Source organism: Gluconacetobacter tumulisoli (genome assembly GCF_014174155.1).
Lineage (GTDB): Bacteria > Pseudomonadota > Alphaproteobacteria > Acetobacterales > Acetobacteraceae > Gluconacetobacter > Gluconacetobacter tumulisoli.
Window position 1 is genome coordinate 1 of record NZ_JABEQM010000034.1, and the last position, 2,264, is coordinate 2,264.

3 protein-coding genes and 1 pseudogene are annotated in these 2,264 nt (G+C 60.4%); 2 read left to right on the forward strand and 2 right to left on the reverse strand.

Translation table 11 applies throughout. From position 1 onward, the window contains the following. On the forward strand, positions 1-676 hold a 676-nt coding region (locus HLH28_RS17745), incomplete at its 5' end, for a metallophosphoesterase (protein ID WP_182961929.1). Between the two features lie 45 nt (positions 677-721). Here HLH28_RS17745 and HLH28_RS18490 read toward each other — a convergent pair. After that, on the reverse strand, positions 722-1,027 hold the full coding sequence (locus tag HLH28_RS18490) for a hypothetical protein (RefSeq protein WP_408869865.1): 306 nt from the start codon (positions 1,025-1,027) through the stop codon (positions 722-724). Between the two features lie 169 nt (positions 1,028-1,196). Between HLH28_RS18490 and HLH28_RS17755 the strand changes: the two genes are divergently transcribed. Continuing rightward, complete coding sequence (locus HLH28_RS17755; protein ID WP_182961930.1) at positions 1,197-2,120, forward strand: ketopantoate reductase family protein; 924 nt, start codon at positions 1,197-1,199, stop codon at positions 2,118-2,120. Between the two features lie 46 nt (positions 2,121-2,166). On the opposite strand, the pseudogene HLH28_RS17760 reads toward HLH28_RS17755, so the two are convergent. Beyond that, positions 2,167-2,264: pseudogene (locus tag HLH28_RS17760) on the reverse strand (IS5/IS1182 family transposase); the annotation flags it as partial.

Consider the following 2,264-nt stretch of genomic DNA (forward strand, 5'->3'; position numbering starts at 1 on the left):
CAAGCTTTTCCCGACGGCCTGGAGCCAGGCGATGGTAACACGGGCCAACGCCGCCGAAGCCGATCTGATCGTCGTGACGGGCGATTTCATCGACGGCTCGGTAGACATGCGTCGCACCGACATCGCCCCGCTGCAAGGGTTGCAGGCCCCGGATGGGGTTTTCGCAGTCCCCGGCAACCATGAATATTTTTTCGATTATGCCGACTGGATGCGCCATCTGTCGGATCTGGGCATGCTCATGCTAGCGAATACCCATGCGGTCGTCACGCGGGACGCCTCGCATCTGGTCGTCGCCGGCGTGACGGACCTGTCCGCGCCCGGACATGGCCATGCCGGCCCCGACCTCGACGCGGCTCTTGACGGCAGGCCACCAGGCGCGCCGGTCGTGCTGCTCGATCATCAGCCGCGCAACGCGCGATCCACCGCCGAACGCGGCATCGCCCTTCAATTGTCGGGCCATACGCATGGCGGCATGCTTCCGGGCCTCGATCGCCTCGTCGCACGCGGCAACAACGGGTTCGTGTCCGGCCGCTACGATCTGGGCACCATGACACTCTATGTCAGCAACGGCACCGGTCTCTGGCCCGGTTTCGCACTCCGAATTGGAAAACCATCCGAGATCACGCGGTTCTGCCTGCGATCGATCGAGCCAGACCGAGCTGCCGAACCCGGTTGAGAGGAAATACGTCGTGCGCGCCATCTATCCCGAGGTGCTACCCGCCTAAATCGGGCAAACTCCGCTGACGCATTGCAGATGCGCCCAGTCCACAACCTCTTTCACGTTGTCATCATGGATCATGGCGGTGATGGCGGCGAATTTCCCTGCCGAGACTTCCTCTTCCGGTAGGTATTCATAGCCAAGGCCTGAATCCGGGCGGCTGGGGAGCACGATGCGGTTGGTCCGCGGCACCTCCTCGCCATACAGCGTCGTGCGAATACGCCCTGCATCCACCGGCGCGGCGATCTCGTTCAACAGCGCGCCTTGTGCGGCCATATCCGCCGTCTCAAACATCGGACGCGTGAACATCAGTTCCCAATCCAGTGACAGGTGCTTACGCTTGAGCGCTGGGCCTCTCCTCCGACGACTCCCCCACTCCAATGTCCCTGTTCATGAACAGTGCGCATTAATGGTATCAAAGGTGAAACTGCCGTTACTGGATCCTCGGCGCGGCAGTTCCGGAGCAAGGAACGACACTATGAAGCCAAAAGTTCTGATCGTCGGCGCAGGTGCGGTTGGGGGATATTTTGGGGCCCGAATGGCAACAGCGGGACATGACGTAACATTCCTGGTGCGTCCCACCCGGCTGCGGCAACTGCGTACGGATGGGCTCCGGCTGATCAGTCCGCTGGGGAATGCGACCCTCGCGCCGCAAATGGTGACATCCGACGACATCGATGGCCTTTATGACATCATTCTTCTCAGCGTAAAGGCATATTCCCTCGCGTCCGCGATGGACGATTTCGCTGCCGCCGTCGGCCCGAACACGCGCATCGTACCTCTTCTCAATGGCATGCGGCATCTCGATGTGCTGGCGGAGCGTTTCGGAGATCCGAAGGTCCTGGGCGGGACGTGTTTCATCGTCAGCAAGCTGGATTCTGAAGGACAGGTCGTCCAAGTGGGATCACTCCCCAAACTGACCTTTGGCCCACGATCCGCTGGCGACAACGCCCCGATCCGGAACCTCAAGGATGCTCTCTCCGGTCCTGGCTTCGAGACTATATTGTCTGACCACATCATTCAGGAGATGTGGAACAAATGGGCTCTGCTGGCATCGCTAGGCACCGTATGCTGCCTGATGCGGGCCACCGTGGGGGAAGTGGCCAGCGTGCCCGCGGGTGAGGATTTCGCGCGGGCGACGATCGGCGAATGCGCTTCGATTGCTGCGGCGGCGGGATATCCGCTCACCGAGGAAACTCTGGGCGGTATCGTCCGGCTGCTGACGGCAAAGGAATCGTCCCTGACATCGTCCATGTTCCGTGATCTGTCGCAGGGCGCTCCCATTGAGGCGACGCAGATCATTGGCGACCTCGTGAAGCGTGCCCGCACGCATCAGATTGCCACACCGATTCTCGATCTGACCAATCTCAATCTCAGTGTCTACGAACAGAGAAGAAAATAGGGTCTACCCGAAGGCGCTTTGCGGAGTTATCGGAACCTAGAGGGTGTTATGCACCTTGAGCGAGTATAGCGGCGTTTCTGAGCATGAAGCATGCGAAAGCGACGACATGGAGACTTGCGAGCGTTGAAGCGTAGCGCTCGTAAT